Source organism: Paenibacillus sp. EKM211P, assembly GCF_011066175.1.
Classification (GTDB): Bacteria; Bacillota; Bacilli; order Paenibacillales; family Paenibacillaceae; genus Paenibacillus; species Paenibacillus polymyxa.
Genome location: NZ_JAAMNS010000018.1, coordinates 104,291 through 124,054, shown reverse-complemented (window position 1 = coordinate 124,054; position 19,764 = coordinate 104,291). Strand labels below are relative to the sequence as shown.

The following is a 19,764-nucleotide window of genomic DNA, read 5'->3' as shown; positions in this document are numbered from 1 at the left end:
AGACTGCTGCTTTTATGTGTTACCTACTTATTGAAACCACTTAAGTCAGATGATGCTTGGCTTGCATTGGCACGTTTATCCTCCTATATATTTTTATAGAATTGTCGTTATAATAGATTTGGGGATTTTACAAAAATCCTGGATTATAAATTGCTAGATGCAACAGGAGAGTGACATGAGTCAAAAAGAGAGAATTTCCGAAGTTGCTTTGCTGAGAGGACTGGCTTTTGCAGCCGTTGTTCTTCAGCATTCCGTCGCACACTATGCGGTTGCGCAGGGGGCGCGCATCCAGGACGGAGTTGTGATGACACTATTACTACTGTGTTCCAAATTTGCAGTGCCTGTGTTTGTGTTTATTACTGGAATGGTGCTATTTTACAATTATGATGGAGCCTTAAAGTATGGGACGTTTTTACGTAAACGATTCTTGGACATCATTGTTCCTTATATTATATGGTCTCTTTTATACGAGTTGGGGAATCAGCTTGCGCAAGGTGGAGGGTTAATTCACCCGTTAGATTTTGTCCAGAAGCTGTTGAACGGGAAAAGCAGCTATCATCTGTGGTATATCGTTATGATTATTCAATGTTATGTGCTATTTCCCGTGTTTCGTTATGCTGTACGTCGTTTGTCTGCGCTACTGCCTTCAACATGGCGACCCACCGCATTGGCTGGATTCGGCGTACTCTATATTTTGCTTATGTTCGCGGTTGGACCCGTATATCAAGTGATGGATCAGCTCCAGCTTCCCGTCATTTCTTCTTGGTTTACCATATATGCTGACCGGAATGTGATCTATTTTTTCTTTTATTTTATATTAGGAGCGGCAGCCGGGATGAACATCAAGCGTTGGAATGCTTGGGTCATCAAGGCACAGTTGGTATACTGGCCGTTGTTTATCGTGATTACAGGGTACTTGCTGTATGAGATGATTGGTCAGTTCCAGACGCCGCAAGGTACGGTTCTTTCCTTTAATTACTTGTCTCTGCTACGTCCGGTCATGGCTGTATATTGCATCACGTCTATTTTTGTAGCTTATCGGATAGCAACGTGGATTGCTCACAAGGGAGGGCGTGCGGCGAGGGTGCTAACGGCCATCGGAACATTGTCCTATGGAGCGTATCTGATGCATGCCTTTATGTTGCGCGCAACCTACTATTTTGATAGTGCGTTGTTTGCCGATTGGAGTCACGTTCTTCGTACATTGGCTTCATTTGTTCTTTGTATGATCTTTTCCATTGCTGGAACATGGGTGCTGGCACATTTGCCTTTGGGTAAATGGATTGTGGGGCTTCGGATTCGTCCTTGTCCGGCAGGAAGTCCGCCAGCCATACAAAAGCAAGCTTGATTCAGCGATCAAGTTACATTATTTCACAAAAAGTATCCCGAAGCCCTCAGAAGAAGGCCGAGGGATACTTTTTTAAATGTTATTATGCTATTACAATACATGAAAAATTCACAATAGAAAATCATAAAATCACCCCTCAGCGCTACGCACACTACCCTAGAATGCTTCATTCCATAGCTCTCGTCATCTTAACACCGGTCACAAGGGAGGGAGAATTCTCGTAAGCTCTCATATTTATGAAAGGAAATAGTCTATGGACGCAGAGTGGTTTATAATGGAAGATAAGAGACTTGAATAAGGTGTAGAGGAGGTTGTGAAATGGCGTTTATGATATCCCAGCGGGCTTTTATCAAAATTTATCTGATCACAATGGTAGAGAGGCATCGCGGATATGGATATCAGATGCTCGAATCGATGAAAGATGAGTTTAGTGGTTTCGGATATGTTCCGCCTCAAAGCGAGGTCTACCGGGCACTGCATGAACTGGTTCAGGAAGGCGTTTTTTACCGTACCAAACGATTAAAAGGAACAGACCCGCGTGTAGATTTCCAGGAGATTGTGCTCTATCATTTCACAGACGATGGAGAGGAGAAAGCTCGGCTGTACAAAAAGCAGGTCAAAGCCGACCTGGACCGTTGCTTAGGTATGCTGCATAAAGCGGAACAAGACAACTATTCCTGACGACGAAAGGATGAGAATGATGGGTAGAAAGCTGAAATGGGGAATTTTAGGCACGGCGGAGATCGCCAAAATCGCTGTAATTCCGGCGATTCAGCAATCCGAACGCGGAGAAGTACTTGGAATTGCTAGTCGTAATGCGGATAAAGCCACTGAGGCCGCCCGGGAGTTCGATATTCCGAGAAGTTATGGAAGCTATGACGAGCTGTTGGCCGATCCCGAAATCGGAGCAGTGTATATACCGTTGCCGAACCATCTGCATGAAGAATGGACCATAAAAGCAGCGGAGGCCGGCAAGCATGTTTTGTGTGAAAAACCATCTTCTCTTAGCTCGGCCGGGACAAGCCGTATGATTGAAGCATGTCGCCGTGCAGGAGTGACTTTTGCAGAAGCTTTTATGTATCGCTATCATCCCAAACATCGAAGAATTAAGGAAATCATCAATAGTGGGGAAATTGGTGACATTCGCGGCATTCATTGCACGTTTACATTTAACAATACCGATCAGGCAGATAATGTGCGCTTTAATAAAAGCATGGGCGGTGGCTCGTTGTATGATGTGGGCGTATATCCGATATCAGCCGCTCGTATGTATTTGGATCGGGAGCCGGAGGCAGTGACGGTACATGCTTTATTTTCCCCGGAGCATGACAACGTTGATATGATGGCCTCCGGTCTGCTGGAATTTCCGGGTGGAGTCAACCTTACTTTCGATTGTGGCATGTGGGCAGCCAACCGTTCCAACATGGAAATTCTCGGCAGCAAGGGTACGATTGCGATGCCCAAAATGTTCGGTTGGGAAAGAACGTCTGTCGTACCGCAAATTTTCGTTCACGTTGGTTCGGTTACGCGTGAGGAACGTCTAAAGGGTTTTAATTCTTTTGAACTGCAAGCTGATGCTTTTGCCGAAGCCGTACTTGACGGTATTCCTTTGCCATATGAGCCAGAAGATGCGGTTAGTAATATGAAAGTGATCGACGTCTGTATTGAATCAGCTCGCAGTCGTAAACGGATAGAGATTGGATAAGCAGGATTACCGTATTCCCAGAAGACATAAAAAGGCAGCCTGTCCCAAGGACAAGCTGCTTTTTTAGATGAACCAATACATAGGTATTTTTAATGAGTCTTTGCACATTCGAGCATTACATATTTTCATCATAATCTGTAACATCACGCTTGGCGGCTGTCGCAGGCGAATTCGATGTGCCGTATTTTTCTACTGCGTCCCATGCGCCCGCATCGTCAAATCGTCCTGCATTCCGTTGGCGAACCTCACCTGCACCTTTGGGCGGCGGAGTCATAACCTGTTCCTCGATTGGACGGTCATTCGATAATTCCCGTGTTGGCGTGTGCTCGACGGTATAGGCTGTATATGGAATGGCTTGTAGCCGTTCAAAAGGAATTTCTTCGCCACTCTCCACACATATTCCATACGTCCCATCTTCCATCCGTTGCAGGGCTGCATTAACCTGCTCCAGCTCGTTTTCCAGCGACTCGTTAATCGCCAGATCACGGGATCGTTCAAAGGTTTCCGTCCCTATATCAGCAGGGTGGTTATCATAGGATGAGAGTTCCCCTGTGGAATCTGTCAGTGTTTCTCCCAATTTCGTATTTTCCTGACCATTTTGTTTAAAATGTTTTTCTAAATCCTTTTTCTGCTCCAATAACATATGTTTCAGCTCTGCAAGCTGCGAATCGTTCAAATGGTTCATGATCATCTCTCCCCTTCATGGTCTGTATGAGTGGCGTGTATGCTCTTTTATACCCGTTCATAAAGCCTAGCAATCACAGAGACTTTTATTCCCAGCCTAGAATGTGATATAAAAAGAATAGTGTGTTAAGGAGGGAAAACCGATGGATGAACATATGAAGCGTCGTCTGGATAAGCAAAAGCAGTTGTTTAAACAACTGGGCATTCAGCTGGACGCGCTCTCCATTCATGAGAAACAGTTCAAAAATAAAATGCGCGGCTATGATCCGGATGAGGTAGATGCCTTTCTGGATGAAGTAATCAAGGATTATGAACGCTTTTATGCGAATATAGCCGACCTGATGGACAAGTGGCAGGAGCAGCAGGCAACCATACGTGATTTGAAAAGTGCACCCAAGCCTGCCACCGACTTTAATGCACTTGACCGTCGTCAACTGGAGGATATCATTAAGCAGTTGGAATATAGTGTGCGCCAACTAAAAGTGCGAGTACGCCCTGAAAATGACTATTTTCCGGAGTAAGGAATAGTTAGCACTGTGTCGTTGCCTCTATTGTGGTATGATGGAAACATGCATTTTACCAAACATTTAATGAGGCACACATATAAAGGTGGTTAACATGAGTACCCATTTTTCCGTTAGTATCCATTGTCTGCTTCTTCTGGCTGAAGGGGCACCCGAGCGAATGACTTCGTCACTTATTGCTTCCAGTATCAATACTAACCCGGTAGTTGTAAGAAGAATTATGAGCCGACTCAAGCAAGCGGGTCTGGTGGATTCGTCACCAGGAGCGCGCGGCTTTCGTCTAAGCATGTCGAGTTCAAACATCAATCTGAAAATGATCTATGAAGCGACCAAGGATGAAGGCCCGCTGTTTGCCATTCATACCGACAGCAATCATAATTGCGAGGTTGGCAGGAACATAGACGCTTTGTTGGATGGTTTATACACCGTGGCAGAGCAGAAAATCCAGGCGTTTTTCGAGACCGTTACGTTGCGAGATCTGGAGCAGGCGCTCCAGCAGCGGGTTGGGCAACAAAGTTCATCCGTGTGAAGACGCTGGTAAGGAGAAATTGATATGAAAATCATCGTACTTTCAGACACTCATATGCCACACAGAAGCAAAACGCTGCCTAGTCGGCTTGTGCAGGAGTTAAAAGGCAGTGACCTCATTCTCCATGCCGGAGACTGGACGGATTGGTTCGTATATGAACGTCTAGCTGAATTTGCGCCTGTGAAGGGCATTGCCGGAAACAATGATGGAACCGACATCGTGGAGCGTCTGGGCTACCAACGAATCGTGGAAGCCCAAGGCAAGCGGATCGGCATGGTTCATGGTCACGGCTGGCGCGGCTCGACAGAGAATATCGCACTGAATACATTTAAGGGAGAAACATTGGATTGCCTGATTTATGGACATTCGCATATTCCTGTGGTCAAAAAGATAGATGATCTGCTTGTTCTTAATCCGGGGTCTCCGACGGACAAACGCGGTGAAGACGAATACTCATTTATCGTGCTGACGATTGAAGACGGGCAGATGGAAGCAAGGCTTGTTCTTTATCCAGATAAACATTGATATAAAACCAACAACTGTTGATTAAAGGGGAAGCTATGGCTATTTTTGATTTAGAACCGATGAAGCATCATGTGTTGATCTGCAATGGAGGCACATGTATGCGACATGAAGGCGAAGAAGTTACACAAGCAATTCGGGATGAAATTCGTAAACAGCATGCAGAAGCCTATATTCACACGACCAGAACTCGTTGTAATGGGCGCTGTCATGATGCTGCGGTTGTGATCGTATATCCGCAAGGGGACTGGTATGGTCAAATGACCCCCGCCTCAGGTACAGAGCTGGTGCAGAAGCTCGTAGCGGGAGAGAAGCTGGAACCTCATCTTTTTCATGAGTGTACACGTAAATCCAGCTCGGAATAACCCAGTCAACGATCTATAAGAGCATGAGTAGAGAAAATCTTTCGGAGATTTTCTCTTTTTTGCGTTTAATCCCCAACCTGAAAGGTAAAAGTATACTGTGGATACCAATCCGATAGGGAGGGAAGAAAGATGAACCCATTTGAAGATAAGCTACACGGTGAGAATGAGCAAAAAAGCCAGACGGGGAAAGAGACAACGGAATCTAAACATCAGGAACAGCCGATTAATCGTGATCATGCAGAGCAGTATCCGACAGATCAGGAAAGCTTGTTCGACCGTTTTGAAATCGAGCAGACGGTAGATGCCATTCCCGTAGAGGATTTAAAGATGGAAAGACAAGAGGAGAGAGACAAGGATGTAACCAAGCACACCTCTTCTAGTGAGAAAAAATATAATGGCGGCGTATAATTTTCGACTAACTGGTAATATTTAAAAAGAAATCTCTTGACTTTAAGATATATACGATGTATATTAAGTTACGAAAAGTAATTAATTTTTCTCAGGAGGTAACAAAATGACTAAAGACTTCTTCACAGCTCTGAAAGACAGACGCTCCTATTATGGCATTAGCAAAGAACAAGTAATTTCTGACCAACGGATTCAAGAGATCGTAGAGGAAGCTGTGAAGTACACACCTACCTCTTTCAATTCCCAAACTTCACGCGCTGTAGTGTTGCTCGGAGAGCATCATGACAAACTGTGGAATATTACAGAAGATATTTTGCGGGAAGTGGTAGGCAATGAAGAACAATTCAAATCTACTGCTGAGAAAATGAACGGTTTCCGCAGCGGTTACGGAACGGTCTTGTTCTTTGAAGACAACAACGTGGTAGCTGGTCTGCAACAACAATTTGAAGCGTATGCGGACAATTTCCCAATCTGGGCCAATCAATCTAACGGTATGCTGCAACTGGTTGTATGGACGGCTCTGGAGCAAGAAGGATTGGGCGCATCTCTTCAGCACTATAATCCTTTGATCGACGAAAAAGTGAAAAATGAATGGAACATTCCTGAGCATTGGAAACTGATTGCTGAAATGCCATTTGGTAAACCGACATTCCAACCAGGTGATAAGGAATTCCAACCAATTGAGGAACGCGTAAAAACATTTAAATAATGATCATAATAGTATGATCTTGGGTTGACCTGAATATAGCGCTGCGGATAATCCGCAGTGCTATTTGTCATTTCATTTTTTTGAACTTGTGACCTTTGGAATACATAGAGCACGAGGTTAATTCATCCGTAAGTGGGTGATATTATGTTTGAAATTGGATGAGAAGTTTACATAAGTGTGATTGCTTTTTTTGCAGATGTTTAGCATTTGCGCGTATTTGAAGGAGGAATTAGGACATGAACTACGATTGCATTATTGTCGGTGGGGGAATTGCCGGATTGCAAGCAGCCATTCAATTGGGTAGATATAGCAGTCATCGGGTGCTGGTGATCGATTCGGGCTATGGTCGATCTACGCTGTGCCATCAGTATCATAATATTTTGGGCTTTCCTGATGGGATTTCTGGTGAAGAGCTACGACGGCTTGGACGTAGTGAAGCCACGAGGCTAGGCACTGAATTTGTTGATGGTAAGGCGATAAAAGCGACCAAGAGAGATGAGCTTTTTGATATTGAAGTGGAGGCAGGGTCAGTTTATACGTCAAAAACGCTGTTATTGGCCACAGGGCTGACGGACCGTTTTCCAAAGCTGGAAGGGCTACAAGCCTGCTTGGGCAACAGTGTATATGTGTGCCCGGACTGTGACGGGTATGAGGTCCAGGATCGCAGTACAGTCGTCATGGGGGCGGGCAAAGCGGGAGCTTCCATGGCCTTGATTTTGTCGGCACGTACCGATCACCTTGTCTATGTCAATCATGAGCGTTCAGAAGTACCGGACGAGCTGATCGTGAAGCTGCGGGAAAAAGGGATTGAATATAAGGAAGCAACCATTTCTGAGATTATCACGGGACAACCGGGCTGTTTTGAAGGAGTGCGGCTGGCTGATGGACAAGTGGTTCGAGCAGAGCGGGGCTTCTTAGCCTTTGGAAGCAACCATGTTCATTCAGAGCTGGCGGAGCAACTGGGTGTGCATCTGCTGCATAACAAGCATATTGAGACGCATCCCCGCAGCAAAATGACAAACGTGGAAAATGTTTGGGTGGCCGGAGACTTAGGGGCTCATGCCGAGCAAGCGACGGTTGCAATGGGAGAAGGAGCTATGTCAGCGATCTGGATACACAAGGTATTATCTGGTATGAAAACAAAAATACCGCAACTCTGAGAGCTGCGGTCTAGAACGATGGGCGTGTACTTGGTTGAAGATGAGGCTCGAAGCGTCTTAGTTGTTCGCTCATGCCATACTTGCGTAAAATTTCCGTCTGTTTGTTACCGATGAGATCAAAATGAGGATAGGGCTGACGCTGATGTATATACTGGGGGTCCAATCCGTTGAGCTTGCACCATGAGCGTAGCTTATTCAAATCAGAACAGCCCACCTTGGTGACAGTTGTAATGCTTGGAAAGCGGTCATCCAGCCAATAATGCGTTAGAAAAGCAATCTCGCCACGGCTGACCTCTCTTTTCCAGGTCAGTAGTTCCTGTCGGGTGATGCCAAATGCCATCGGTCTCATCCTTTCCTTGCTCATTACTGAAATCATGAGCTATTGCGTGGTTGTCCCATTATTTTCGTCCTATTGCTTGTATTATGATCCACATGGAGTAACACAATAACAGGAGAGCGTGTTTGGCGATCTCCTGTTAGCGGTTAGAGCCATCTTTCGGCCCAGCTCTCCACACCATTCAATGCATCACCTAGCTCTTTACCCTTACGTGTCAGCGAATATTCGGTACGCACAGGCCGCTCTGTGATGACATTGCGAAGGATTAGGCCGGAAAGCTCTAGTTCCTTGATGCGCTCGTTGAGCATGCGTTTGCTAAGATCAGGTATGGAGACTTGAATTTCACTAAATCGTTTGGGATGTTCCATCAAAGTATGAATGATGAGAGCGGTCCATTTTTTGCTGATGATCTGAAAGGACTGTTCCACCTTACCGCACAAAAGCTTAGGCTGCCTGTCGTCGCTCATCTGAATCCCCTCAATTTCATTGTTGTTTTAAACAGTATACTAAAAGTAACTCTGTATACCAATAGTAACTATAATGCATTGTATCAACTGTGACAATTTTAACAGTATTTTCTCTTTCCTAACGTCAATCATACCACAGAAAACGTTATCATTACAGGATATATCGAATGTTCACGATTTCGCTAAAATTTGATTGACTTGCCCCTTATTTTGGGTGTATTATGGGTTACGTTAATTCCTCAGGTAACTTTTAATAACCTCATCTTTTATAATGGGAAGAAGGAATATTTCATGGATTCAATGACATTTGTCTTATTTGGAGCGACAGGGGATTTGGCCAAACGCAAAATTTACCCTGCCTTGTATAATTTGTTTGTAGAAGGTAAAATTCCGGCTTCCTTTTCTGTAATTGGGATGGGGCGTCGTGAAGTGGCAGACGAGCAATTTCAAAGTAATGTAGAGCAATCCATTAAGGATTTTTCCAGACATGTGAATGAAGACCGTGCACAGATGGATCAGTTCTTAAGTGCTTTCCGTTACTGTGCATTGAACGTTAACCACCCGGAAGATTATAAAAAGCTGCTACAGCTTGCTGAGCAACGTGAAAATGACTTGGGAATTCCGGGGAACCGCATGTTTTACTTATCGGTGGCACCGGAATTTTTTGATGTGATTGCCCACAATATTCGGGAAAGTGGTTTGGCTGAAACAAAGGGTTGGAAACGACTCATTATTGAAAAACCATTTGGGCATGATTTGGAATCGGCACGTGAGCTGAATGATCGCCTGAGCAGAACCTTTGCTGAGGATGAGATTTATCGTATTGACCATTACTTAGGTAAGCCCATGGTTCAAAACCTGGAAGCCTTGAAATTTGCTAATCCATTGCTTCAAGGGATATGGAACAACCAGTACATTGCCAATGTGCAAATTACCGCATCTGAGACTGTAGGTGTAGAGGAGCGAGCAGGATACTACGATCACTCCGGTGCTATTCGTGATATGGTACAAAATCACATGCTGCAGGTGCTGATGATGACGGCGATGGACAAACCGGGACATATCACAGCTGACCAGGTGCGGGACGAGAAAAGTAAGGTGATGGACGCGCTTCGTGCCCTCGATCCTTCCGATATTAAATCCAACGTAGTTAGAGGACAATATACCGAAGGTGAAATCAACGGAAAAGCAGTTCCATCCTATAAAGAAGAGCCGGATATCGGACCTGATTCGCAAAATGATACGTTCATTTCAGCTCGTCTTTGGATTGATAATGAACAATGGTCGGGTGTGCCGTTCTATATTCGTACTGGCAAACGCATGAAAGAAAAATCCACTCGTATCGTCGTGGAATTTAAAAAGGACAACACAGATCCTTATGCTGCTCAAGGGCAGCCGACAGACCCGAACTTGCTGATCATCCATGTTAACCCGGATGAAAAGGTAACGCTACGTCTGAACAGTAGAGATCCGCTGAACAATGGCCATCTGGAGACGGTTCTGATGAATTATCATTCCGAGGCCAAGGATGTTCCAGAAGCCTATGAACGCCTCATCTATGATGCGCTGCGCGGTGATTCCACCTTTTTTGCTCATTGGAACGAAGTGGAGCTTTCATGGGTGTGGGTTCAACCAGTACTGGAAGCTTTTGCCCGTGGTGAAGTTCCGCTTCACACGTATGCGGCAGGCTCTTACGGTCCAGAAGCTTCAGATCAATTGTTGGAAGAACAAGGCTTTACATGGTGGTTGGACGAAAAGTCCGAAAGCTCTGAAAAAGCAGTCGTTCGTGCTTAACCCAACATAAAAAAAGTGTATACAAAATATATATTTGCTACGGCAGGAGGCCTTTATAATGCAAGTAGGATTAATTGGTTTGGGAAAAATGGGCTTGAATCTTGGAAAAAACCTGATCGATCATAAGCATGAAGTTGTGGCTTATGACGTCAACGCAGCTGCAATCCAAGAAATGAAGGAATATGGAGCTAAGGGTGCTTCTACTTTGGAAGAGCTTGTGCAAGCAACTCAATCCCCTAGAGTGCTGTGGATTATGGTTCCTCACCAAATTGTTGATTCTGTACTGGATCAGCTTCAACCGATGTTGTCCAAAGGAGATATCATTATCGAAGGCGGAAACTCTCATTACAAAGAGTCCATTGCTCGCCATGCCCGTCTGAAAGAATATGGTATTAGCTTCATGGATGCAGGAACTTCTGGCGGTATGGAAGGCGCGCGCAACGGTGCTTGTTATATGATCGGTGGCGATCCAGAAGCTTGGGCAGTTGTTGAGCCTATTTTCCGCGATACAGCGGTGGAAAATGGATATCTGTATGCAGGTAAATCCGGTAGCGGACATTTTCTGAAAATGGTTCACAATGGTGTGGAATACGGCATGATGGCATCCATCGGTGAAGGCTTTGAAGTGCTGGAGAAAAGTAACTTTGACTTTGATTACGAACAAGTAGCGCGTGTGTGGAACAACGGTTCCGTTATCCGCTCTTGGCTGATGGGCTTGACAGAACGCGCATTTTCCAAAGATGCAAACCTGGAGGAAATCCGTGGGGTTATGCACTCTTCCGGCGAAGGTAAATGGACAGTTGAGGAAGCACTGGATCTTCAGGCAGCAACTCCGGTCATTGCCTTGTCCTTGCTGATGCGCTACCGTTCGCTGGATGCCGATACATTCAACGGAAAAGTAGTTGCTGCACTGCGCAATGAATTTGGCGGCCACGCTGTAGAGAAGAAGTAATAACGATATAAGTTAGTATCTATCCCCGTAGCTTCATGACTGCGGGGATATTGCTATATGTTTTTGAGTATCAGATTTTTGTAAAATTCTTCCTTATGCATATTTTTCCTTGTATATCCGCACAATAGGTAAAAAAAGGCGGAGGGATGAATTGCATATGTGCAAAAGATTTTCGTTATCGGCAGATTTGGATGAGGTCAGGGATCATTTTGGTATACAACGTGTCATGTATTATTATAAAACACGTTATAACATGAGTCCCACCCAGCATGTTCCAATCGTGCTGCATCAGGATGGAGAACGGGTGCTTGATGAATTTCGCTGGGGATTTATTCCCTATTGGGGCAAGGATTGTGTCAATGCAGACCTGAATACCGTTCGGGTAAATCCCAGTTATCGCAAGATGGCGGAAACCCGTCGCTGTATTATTCCGTGCAATGGATTTTATTATTGGCGAAAATTAGGAAAACGCATGTGTGCCGTCCGAGTGGTATTGCCGGAACAGAAAATGTTTGCGGTCGCGGGGCTATATGAGATATGGCAGGATAGCCGAAAGGAACCGTTACGCACCTGTACGATGATGACGGTTCAAGCTAATACGGATATACGTGAATTTGACAGCCGTATGCCCGCTATTTTGGAAGTAGACCAAATAGATTCATGGCTAGATCCGTCGCTCCAGAACATTGATGAGTTGCTGCCTTTATTGCGCACGTATGAGCAAGGTGATATGAGCATCTATCCGGTGACCCCGCTGGTGGCCAATGATGAACATGATAGTCGTGAATGCATTCAGGAAATGGATTTGCAGTGGTCCTGGATTAAACCTTAAATGTATGTTTGAAGATTTGTGTCTAATATTGATCATAAGCTTCCCGCCACCTGCATAGGTATGTAGTGGGGAACAAGCGTCATAATCCGGGGAGAGGGGAAACGGCCGAAGGAGTATCTCATATGGGATGGAGGCGATTGGAATGAGTAACGATACACTCATCCAGCTGCTGGTGCTCATGGTGACGATCATCGGTCTGGTCCAAAACCGGTAAGTGGCAGGTTCCAGAAGGCGGGAGAATTGCCGTAGGCAATCTTCCGTTTTTTTCTGCGTTAAAATGCTCGCGGATTGAGGAAGCTTGCGGTACAATAGAGGCTGGACTACAGGTGACAAGACACCTGAATATACGTCTACATACGATGCATTTTTAAGGGAGAGCGGATCATGAGTGAATTAACTTCATTACCACCAGCCAAGAAAAGGAAATTGCTTTTTAGCGCAGGTCTAAGCTGGCTGTTTGATGCTATGGATGTGGGGCTGCTCTCATTTATAGTCGCAGCATTGGCTAAGGAGTGGCATCTCGGATCGGAGCAGATTGGTTTGCTGACTGCGATGAATTCGATAGGAATGGTATTTGGGGCTGCTTTGGCAGGGATTTTGGCAGATCGTTACGGCAGACGCGCTATATTAGTGTGGACACTGTTGATCTTTTCCATTGCCAGTGGCTTGTCTGCTTTGGCTACAGGTCTCGGTATGCTGCTGGTGCTGCGTTTTATTGCTGGCGCAGGCTTAGGTGGAGAATTGCCTGTTGCTTCGACACTGGTGTCAGAATCAGTGCCTGTGAAAGAACGAGGGAGAGCGGTTGTGCTGCTGGAAAGCTTCTGGGCGGCAGGTTGGATTCTTTCGGCTCTTATTGCCTATTTTGTTATTCCGAAATATGGTTGGCAGCTTGCCTTTATTCTCGGCGCAGTACCTGCCCTGTACGCTCTTTATTTGCGCAGAGCTATTGAGGATTCACCGCGATACAAACAGCAAAGCGTCAAACTTCCGTTACGTGCACGCTTGGCTGCGATTTGGTCCGGACCCCATCGCAAATCTACGCTAATGCTGTGGATTTTATGGTTTACAGTTGTATTTTCATACTATGGCATGTTCCTGTGGCTGCCAAGCATAATGTTTATGAAAGGGTTTGAGCTGGTTAAAAGCTTTGAGTATGTCCTAATTATGACACTTGCACAATTACCAGGTTATTTTACCGCTGCCTATCTGATTGAAAAGCTGGGTCGCAAATTTGTACTAATTATCTACTTGTTGCTCACAGCAGTGTCCGCTATTTGGTTTGGAACTTCGGAAACGGCAGGGATGCTGCTAGCTGCTGGTATCTGCTTGTCCTTCTTTAATCTCGGTGCATGGGGCGCCATGTATGCTTATACCCCGGAGCTATACACAACGTCTGCTCGTTCTACCGGTGTGGGTATGGCAGCTGCATTTGGCCGTATTGGGGGCGTAATCGGGCCTTTTGTGGTTGGTATACTCGTAGGACAAGGCATAGCGTTACCATCTATCTTTGCGATTTTCTTCGTAGCTATCCTGATCGGAGCAGCTGCTGTATGGTTGCTGGGTACCGAAACTAAAAATCAGGAGATTGACTAACCTTTACATTCACCTGTGTAAAGATTCATAATACAAGAGAGAGGAGTGACCTGAAATGGAGCATACCTTTCTGCTCAAGGCAGACTGGAACGGGGGGCGCAACAGCGACGGGCGTATTGAGGCCGGACAGTTGCGAACAGCGATTTCGATTCCGGCTGAGATGGGAGGCCCTGGTGTGGGCACCAATCCGGATGAAATGCTGCTCGGTGCAGCTGCTACCTGCTATCTGATTACTTTGGCGGCGATGATGGAGCGTGCCAGTCTCCCAGTGGTATCACTGGCACTGGAATCAGAAGGGATCGTTGATGTAACGAACAACATTTTTACATATCGCCGAATCGTGCATCGTCCGCGAGTTCTATTGTCCGTCGATGCAGCAGAATCACAAATCGAACAAGCATTGCGCCTTGCAGAGCAGGCTGAAACCTCATGCATGATCTCGCGTGCCGTAGCAGGAAATGTAGCATTGTCTACAGAGCCTGTGGTGGAGCGCGCCTCTTAAAGCAATATCTGTAACAGGAGCAATCATTCCAATTGCCCATCATTTTTTTAATCCAAGGAGGACACAACCATGACAGCACAACAAAAATTGCTCGTATTCGCAGGCTCTTACGCCGAATTGGAAGGTAACGGAGTTTATTCGTATACTTTTAATGAAAAGACAGGAGCCCTGACACTACAGGATGAGTTCTCCGGCTTAAAAAATCCTACATTCCTAAATGTAGACGTTAAAAATCGGAAGCTGTATTCTATTGGCGAGACAACTTCCGCTGCAGGAGCGAAGGTAGGCGAAGCCTCTGCTTTTGAAATTGACCCGGTTAAAGGCACATTTACATTGCTAAATCGTGCGGAAAACGTAGGCTCCACAACTTGTCACATTCAGCGTGATCCATCCGATCGTTACCTGATTGTGGTCAGCTACCACGGAGGTATGGTAGGGCTGGTGTCTCTGACTGAGGACGGACGTATCGGTGAGTTGCTGGATGTTAAACAGCACGAGGGCAAAGGAGCGCATCCTGAGCGTCAGGATCGTCCACATCCACATTCCAGCTTCTTTAGCCCGGACGGCCGCTTCCTGTTCGTACAAGATCTTGGACTGGATCTGATCCGTATTTATACCATTGATGACAGCAAAGGGCAACTGGTGCTGCACGGTGAAACAAAAACCCATGCAGGTGCAGGTCCACGTCACTTAACGTTCCACCCGAACAGTAAATTTGCTTTTGTTATTAACGAAGTGGATTCTTCCATTACTTCTTTCGCATATGATGCAGAAGCTGGTAAGCTTACTGAGCTGGAGAGTGTACCGACATTGCCGTCTGACTTTACTGGCGAAAACACAACTGCAGAAATTGCGATCTCACAGGATGGAGCTTATCTGTACGGTTCCAACCGTGGACATGATAGCATCGTAGTGTACGCTGTAGACGCTGCAACAGGCAAGCTGAGTCTAGTGGAGCATGTATCTGCTGAAGGCGAGCATCCGCGTCATTTTGCTTTGACACCTAATGGTGATTATATGCTCGTGGCTAACCGCGACACCAACAATATTGTTACCTTCAAAGTGGACAAGGCAAGCGGCCGCTTGACCTACACTGGACAACAAGTAACTGTGTCCAAGCCTGTATGCGTACAGCCTTTTTACTTTTCCGTGTAAAAATAGGGCAAAAACATCAGAATTATTGAAGTAACGGTATGCGGCTCGTGACCGCTACGAGAACGGACCAAACATAAAAATTTATTAGTAGAAACGGCTTGTAGGATAACTGCAGCCGTTTTTATTTTATACCCAGTCGTTCCAAATAGATCATTACCCACGGAAGTAATATAAAGTTTTAAGATCATAAATAAAATACGAATAATCTCGGTGGGAAAAGGGTACATATGTTATAAGCGGAACAGTTATCCCTTTTGCAATTTAGGACAAGCACTGTGGCTCCCATATATAAGGGTTGGAGCTTTGAAACGAAAAGATATATTTTAGTCTGAGTATTGGTATCAGTTTGTTAGATCGTTGTTGTTTTGGATAAATTCATGAAAGATGTTAATGGCAAGGATAAGCTGAGTAACGAAGCGAGCAGTTGGATTTGGAGTAGCGATCGGAGAAACCATCTGTTTGCGCAGTGGGCTACACATTGCACGCATTCTTGAGGAGGATGGGATTCATATGAAAATAATCATTACACAAAAGGAAGCCGCCGACAAAGGAATCTGGACAGAGATTATGGGGATGTTTGCTGTAACCAAAGAGGACGAGGTATGGCAAAATGAAGAGTTTATTCTCACCGAGGAACAGGCACGTCAGGTGGGATTACTAAAATAACAAAGGTAAATTAGGACATGTCATCAAGTTTTAAGACCAAGTCTTAAAAAATCGTAACTTATTTTTTATGTATCTGATACACTTTTTAACCGTTCAAAGTTTATGATAGGTACACAAGGGTAATGAAGCTTACAGACACCGTGTACATACCCAAACGGCAAGGAGAGATCAGACATGATGAAATTAGCTTCGAAATGGACCGTATTGACTTTGATGATGATGCTGATTACGACGGCAGGGGCAACAGCGCAAGGCTACACACCTGTAGCAGCTGCTGAAAATCAGGAGACCGTATATATAAACCAAATGGACATTCGCGATGGACAAATTTATTTGTCAGCAGACCCGATTGAATGGTACGAAGGCGCAGCAGCAGACAAAGCATTTGTGGAGCATGAAGGAAATACAGGATTGGATGGAGCGCCGGATGGCTACTACATCGTAAACAATTCCGTACAAAATGACGTGTATCAGGTTGCACCAGATGCTACGGTAGAGGTGCAGATTTATGACCACACAGGGAATATAGAAGACACAGACGTGCAATGGAACGAATCCATTCCTTTGGCACAGTTTGAGAAGGATTTTGCTAAAAAGGATGTTCTGGACCTCAGCCAATTTCCATACCATGTTACGCTTCGTGACGGTAGGGTTGTAAAAATCGTGCAGCAGTTCATTCCTTAAATAGAGGTAAGCTCATACAGACACGTGCTTCTTACTTGATCACAGATCAGGGGAGCACGTGTTTTTGTATTTTGTAGCAAAAAAAGAGGATTTCCATCCCGTAAAGGGTGCGGACATCCTCTTTTTTTCATATATATAATTAGAACGATTTTGCTGCGTCTACTGCACGTTGTACGGCAGAAGCAACGATCTCTTGTGCTTGGTCAGGAGCTTGGTTATGTCCTTCCAGTACAACCTTCACAATGTCTTTAACACCGAAGAAGGTTAAGATGTTGCTCATGAAGTTCAAAGACATCTCAGCAGCAGCAGCAGGCCCTTCGGAATAAACGCCGCCTCTTGCATTCAACAGGGCTACTTTAGTGTCAGTTACAAGACCTACAGGACCTTCAGCAGTGTATTTGAATGTTTTACCAGCTTGGTTCAGGTAGTCAATGTATGTGTGCAGTACAGCTGGAATCGTCATATTCCAGAGCGGGAAAGCAAATACGACTTTGTCTGCTGCCAAGAATTGATCCAGGTAACCATTAGCGATGTTTGCCAGGCGAGCTTCTTCTGCGTTCAGCTCCATGCCTCTTGCGGATTTGAACGTGCCGTTGATCATGTTAGCGTTCAGATAAGGAAGCTCGACGGAGAACAGGTCCAGCTCAGTGATTTCATCAGATGGGTGGGAAGACTTGTAGCTTTCCACGAATGCGTTATACAATTTAACTGTTGCAGATTCTTCAGCTGTACGATCATTAGCTTTGACAAATAATACTTTAGACATGATTTATTTCCCCCTAAGTAAGTTGAATAAGTAAGTTTAGTTAGTAAGTTACCACGTAATATTACAATATAAAGATAATATCTGTCAACACTTCTATATTAAATTTACTTTGAAAAGCTGCTTTATTTTTTACACTGTGAAATTTACGTGTTTCTTTTGCAAAATATCAGTTTTGCGGTAAAATTTAAATGTAAAGTCTAATGAAGAGTATGCTTGGATAGGCGAGGAAGGAAATGAACATGGTGCCATCAAGATTTAACACCATAGTTGAACGAAAAAAGGTGAGTAGCTTGAAGATAGGTTTTTTTGATTCGGGATTGGGTGGAATTACAGTATTGTCTGAGGCGCTAAGACGTTTGCCAAACGAAAATTTTGTTTACATGGCGGATACGCTTCATGTTCCTTATGGAACGAAAACACCCCAAGAGGTGCTTGGTTATGTCAAGGCTTCGGTGCAAACGATTCTAAAAGAGGATATTAAGGCATTGGTGATTGCCTGCAATACGGCTACAAGTATCGCGGTGGCGGAGCTAAGGAAGGAATATAAATTTCCGATTATCGGAATGGAACCAGCCGTGAAGCCAGCGGTCGAGATGAACCGAGCCAATGGTAAAAGAGTTCTGGTGCTGGCGACACCGTTGACATTAAAACAATCCGGTTATGCAGCACTGGTATCCAGAGTTGACGATCACGGAAGTGTGGACTCATTGCCTTTGCCGGAGCTCGTACAATATTGCGAACAGTTGAATTTTGACCGTACGGAATTGTTCAATTATTTTAACCATAAGCTGTCTTCGTTTAACTTAGACGTCTATGGTACGGTCGTATTGGGATGTACACATTATCCATTCTATAAGGAAATTTTGAGAGAACTGCTGCCTTCTCATATTCAGCTCATTGACGGGAGCCAGGGAACGGTCAAACGCTTGAAACAGGTGCTGTCCGAGCGTAATTTACTGGCAGCTCCGTTGACAACGGGCCAATTGCAGGAGGGACATGTCACTTTTCTATGTACCAGTCAGGATAAGGCCTATGTCCATAAGATGGAGCGGGCGCTTGAAATCTATGCGGAGCATGAAAAAATATATTTGTAAGAAAAGAATGGCTGGCGAACAGGTGGGCTAGATCAGCAATCTGAAGCGCCAGCCACATTATTTGTCGTATTATTTATGGATCAGATGCATAGGGAGGTTTTACATGGACATTCAATTTATCCTGAATGAGCTTTATGAAGCAGGCGTACTTGAAAGCCATATGCAAAATCTCAAACCGCTGACTGGCGGAACTTCGAGTGAAGTGGTTGTTGTCATGGACGGTACCAGACCACGATATGTCATTAAGCAAAATGATCCCGCGATTGTAAAAGCCGAGGCAGAATTTTTGCTTACCTATGCACAGATTGAGAAGCTATCTCGAGTGATTTATGTAGATTCCCTGCATCGTTATTTGGTATATGCGTTCAAGCCAGGGTTCACTAGGCAATATAGTGAAAGAAATAAGGATGATTTGCTGCTCAGTCTGGCGACAGAGGTCATTGCACACTACAAATCCCTTCGAGAGGAACGCAAGTATGGTTATTCGGATCATCCGTTTGTGGAATGGAGAGATTTTTTGCTCCACAGAACAAAAGAATCCGAAAAGATTATACAAGACGTCTTACCCCCAGAAAATCATCGGTTCATCCATACTCTTGTGGCCGGATCACCGCAACGGAATATTAAATATTTGCTTCATGGCGATTTCGGAGTACATAATTTTGTGTTTGCCGAAGATGGTACATTGACAGGTATTATTGACCCTGATCCAGTGGTGGGAGAACCTCTGTATGATTTGATATATGCCTTTTGTTCTTCACCGGATAGGCTGACCATCGATACCATTTTGCCGGCAGTAGAGAAGCTTAGTCCAGAGATGACAGGGGAATATGAGCTGAACAGGGAAGTTCTACAGGGATTATACTTTCGTATAGCTACCTGCATTCGCCATCATCCGGAAGATCTAGACCAATATACAGAAGCATGGAACTACTGGCTGAACAGGGTTCGCTGAAAGGAATAGGAAG

The 19,764-nt window shown here is 44.9% G+C and carries 24 protein-coding genes; 20 read left to right on the top strand and 4 right to left on the bottom strand.

Annotated features, from left to right (window positions below):
* Window positions 1-175 precede the first annotated feature (175 nt).
* The 3 genes from G9G57_RS21840 (at window position 176) to G9G57_RS21830 (ending at window position 3,053) form a co-directional block, all read left to right on the top strand.
* On the top strand, window positions 176-1,348 hold the full coding sequence (locus G9G57_RS21840) for an acyltransferase (RefSeq protein ID WP_117289482.1): 1,173 nt from the start codon (window positions 176-178) through the stop codon (window positions 1,346-1,348).
* Between the two features lie 318 nt (window positions 1,349-1,666).
* Complete coding sequence (locus tag G9G57_RS21835; protein ID WP_013310011.1) at window positions 1,667-2,029, top strand: helix-turn-helix transcriptional regulator; 363 nt, start codon at window positions 1,667-1,669, stop codon at window positions 2,027-2,029.
* A 19-nt stretch (window positions 2,030-2,048) separates the two neighbouring features.
* Entirely contained in the window at window positions 2,049-3,053 is a 1,005-nt protein-coding gene (locus G9G57_RS21830; RefSeq protein ID WP_164965545.1) for a Gfo/Idh/MocA family protein, read from the top strand.
* Between the two features lie 115 nt (window positions 3,054-3,168).
* Here G9G57_RS21830 and G9G57_RS21825 read toward each other — a convergent pair whose 3' ends face one another.
* Window positions 3,169-3,738 carry a TraR/DksA C4-type zinc finger protein gene (locus tag G9G57_RS21825; protein ID WP_016821044.1) on the bottom strand — a complete coding sequence of 190 codons (570 nt, stop codon included), beginning with the start codon at window positions 3,736-3,738 and terminating at the stop codon, window positions 3,169-3,171.
* 142 nt (window positions 3,739-3,880) lie between these two features.
* On the opposite strand from G9G57_RS21825, the gene G9G57_RS21820 reads away from it, so the two are divergent.
* The 7 genes from G9G57_RS21820 (at window position 3,881) to G9G57_RS21790 (ending at window position 7,954) form a co-directional block, all read left to right on the top strand.
* Window positions 3,881-4,258, top strand: a complete 378-nt coding sequence (locus G9G57_RS21820) for a DivIVA domain-containing protein (RefSeq protein ID WP_016821045.1) — start codon at window positions 3,881-3,883, stop codon at window positions 4,256-4,258.
* A gap of 97 nt (window positions 4,259-4,355) precedes the next feature.
* Window positions 4,356-4,790 carry an Rrf2 family transcriptional regulator gene (locus G9G57_RS21815; protein WP_013310015.1) on the top strand — a complete coding sequence of 145 codons (435 nt, stop codon included), beginning with the start codon at window positions 4,356-4,358 and terminating at the stop codon, window positions 4,788-4,790.
* A gap of 24 nt (window positions 4,791-4,814) precedes the next feature.
* Entirely contained in the window at window positions 4,815-5,315 is a 501-nt protein-coding gene (locus tag G9G57_RS21810; RefSeq protein WP_017428328.1) for a metallophosphoesterase family protein, read from the top strand.
* A gap of 35 nt (window positions 5,316-5,350) precedes the next feature.
* Window positions 5,351-5,677 (top strand): (2Fe-2S) ferredoxin domain-containing protein, encoded by a 327-nt coding sequence (locus tag G9G57_RS21805; RefSeq protein WP_017428329.1) that lies wholly within the window; start codon window positions 5,351-5,353, stop codon window positions 5,675-5,677.
* Window positions 5,678-5,806: 129 nt separating this feature from the next.
* Entirely contained in the window at window positions 5,807-6,085 is a 279-nt protein-coding gene (locus G9G57_RS21800; RefSeq protein ID WP_025364693.1) for a hypothetical protein, read from the top strand.
* A 106-nt stretch (window positions 6,086-6,191) separates the two neighbouring features.
* The gene (locus G9G57_RS21795; protein ID WP_016821049.1) at window positions 6,192-6,794 is read left to right on the top strand and encodes a nitroreductase family protein; all 603 of its coding nucleotides are present in this window, start codon (window positions 6,192-6,194) and stop codon (window positions 6,792-6,794) included.
* Window positions 6,795-7,030: 236 nt separating this feature from the next.
* Window positions 7,031-7,954, top strand: a complete 924-nt coding sequence (locus G9G57_RS21790; protein ID WP_044785622.1) for an NAD(P)/FAD-dependent oxidoreductase — start codon at window positions 7,031-7,033, stop codon at window positions 7,952-7,954.
* Window positions 7,955-7,964: 10 nt separating this feature from the next.
* On the opposite strand, the gene G9G57_RS21785 is transcribed toward G9G57_RS21790, so the two are convergent.
* Together G9G57_RS21785 and G9G57_RS21780 are read right to left on the bottom strand one after the other, a co-directional pair.
* Window positions 7,965-8,294, bottom strand: coding sequence for a hypothetical protein (locus tag G9G57_RS21785; protein WP_164965544.1), 330 nt, complete (start codon window positions 8,292-8,294; stop codon window positions 7,965-7,967).
* 143 nt (window positions 8,295-8,437) lie between these two features.
* Window positions 8,438-8,758, bottom strand: coding sequence for a winged helix-turn-helix transcriptional regulator (locus tag G9G57_RS21780; protein WP_014599691.1), 321 nt, complete (start codon window positions 8,756-8,758; stop codon window positions 8,438-8,440).
* Between the two features lie 291 nt (window positions 8,759-9,049).
* Here G9G57_RS21780 and zwf point away from each other — a divergent pair, with 291 nt between their 5' ends.
* The 8 genes from zwf to G9G57_RS21740 all read left to right on the top strand — a co-directional run bounded on the left by zwf (window position 9,050) and on the right by G9G57_RS21740 (window position 16,936).
* Window positions 9,050-10,552: a glucose-6-phosphate dehydrogenase gene (gene zwf / locus G9G57_RS21775; protein ID WP_164965543.1), complete on the top strand. Its 1,503-nt coding sequence runs from the start codon at window positions 9,050-9,052 to the stop codon at window positions 10,550-10,552.
* 58 nt (window positions 10,553-10,610) lie between these two features.
* Window positions 10,611-11,504, top strand: a complete 894-nt coding sequence (gnd, locus tag G9G57_RS21770; protein WP_044785625.1) for a phosphogluconate dehydrogenase (NAD(+)-dependent, decarboxylating) — start codon at window positions 10,611-10,613, stop codon at window positions 11,502-11,504.
* A gap of 157 nt (window positions 11,505-11,661) precedes the next feature.
* Window positions 11,662-12,336 carry an SOS response-associated peptidase gene (locus G9G57_RS21765; protein WP_017428335.1) on the top strand — a complete coding sequence of 225 codons (675 nt, stop codon included), beginning with the start codon at window positions 11,662-11,664 and terminating at the stop codon, window positions 12,334-12,336.
* A 384-nt stretch (window positions 12,337-12,720) separates the two neighbouring features.
* A complete protein-coding gene (locus tag G9G57_RS21760; RefSeq protein ID WP_164965542.1) occupies window positions 12,721-13,929 on the top strand; it encodes an MFS transporter in 1,209 nt (402 codons plus the stop codon).
* 55 nt (window positions 13,930-13,984) lie between these two features.
* The gene (locus G9G57_RS21755; protein WP_019687051.1) at window positions 13,985-14,431 is read left to right on the top strand and encodes an OsmC family protein; all 447 of its coding nucleotides are present in this window, start codon (window positions 13,985-13,987) and stop codon (window positions 14,429-14,431) included.
* A 69-nt stretch (window positions 14,432-14,500) separates the two neighbouring features.
* Complete coding sequence (locus tag G9G57_RS21750; protein WP_164965541.1) at window positions 14,501-15,586, top strand: lactonase family protein; 1,086 nt, start codon at window positions 14,501-14,503, stop codon at window positions 15,584-15,586.
* A 510-nt stretch (window positions 15,587-16,096) separates the two neighbouring features.
* On the top strand, window positions 16,097-16,252 hold the full coding sequence (locus G9G57_RS21745; RefSeq protein WP_013370850.1) for a hypothetical protein: 156 nt from the start codon (window positions 16,097-16,099) through the stop codon (window positions 16,250-16,252).
* 174 nt (window positions 16,253-16,426) lie between these two features.
* Complete coding sequence (locus G9G57_RS21740) at window positions 16,427-16,936, top strand: hypothetical protein (protein ID WP_019687054.1); 510 nt, start codon at window positions 16,427-16,429, stop codon at window positions 16,934-16,936.
* A gap of 139 nt (window positions 16,937-17,075) precedes the next feature.
* Here G9G57_RS21740 and G9G57_RS21735 read toward each other — a convergent pair whose 3' ends face one another.
* Window positions 17,076-17,702, bottom strand: a complete 627-nt coding sequence (locus G9G57_RS21735) for an FMN-dependent NADH-azoreductase (protein ID WP_016821060.1) — start codon at window positions 17,700-17,702, stop codon at window positions 17,076-17,078.
* Between the two features lie 239 nt (window positions 17,703-17,941).
* Between G9G57_RS21735 and murI the strand changes: the two genes are divergently transcribed.
* Together murI and G9G57_RS21725 are read left to right on the top strand one after the other, a co-directional pair.
* On the top strand, window positions 17,942-18,796 hold the full coding sequence (murI, locus tag G9G57_RS21730; protein WP_045243833.1) for a glutamate racemase: 855 nt from the start codon (window positions 17,942-17,944) through the stop codon (window positions 18,794-18,796).
* 103 nt (window positions 18,797-18,899) lie between these two features.
* Window positions 18,900-19,751, top strand: a complete 852-nt coding sequence (locus tag G9G57_RS21725; RefSeq protein ID WP_107734189.1) for an aminoglycoside phosphotransferase family protein — start codon at window positions 18,900-18,902, stop codon at window positions 19,749-19,751.
* Window positions 19,752-19,764 lie beyond the last annotated feature (13 nt).